The following is a 240-nucleotide window of genomic DNA, read 5'->3' as shown; positions in this document are numbered from 1 at the left end:
GTACATTTACTGCTTTGAGAAGTCCAAGCATAGATGTTGATGCTAATTTTGGAGCGGCCTTTTCTGTTTCAACTAGTAATTATTCAACTGATTATAGATATACATCAGGGAATAGGGGCATAGATTTTACTGGCTCCTATAGAATTAGAGCTACATTAGGAATTCCAATCAATATAGGGGGATTTGAGTTTCCTATAGGTAGAGAGTTAGATTGGGGATATGTAAATGTAACCCATAGAC

General features: G+C 36.2%; 1 protein-coding gene. It reads left to right on the top strand.

The window, feature by feature from the left end; translation table 11 throughout:
* Window positions 1-240 (top strand): hypothetical protein (locus AOA61_RS31675; RefSeq protein WP_218197297.1); only part of this gene is annotated, 240 nt, incomplete at both ends.

Source organism: Pseudomonas sp. 2995-1 (assembly GCF_002742505.1).
GTDB classification, from domain to species: domain Bacteria; phylum Pseudomonadota; class Gammaproteobacteria; order Pseudomonadales; family Pseudomonadaceae; genus Aquipseudomonas; species Aquipseudomonas sivasensis.
Note: the sequence above shows the minus strand (reverse complement) of the source record. Positions and strands in the feature narration are given on the sequence as shown.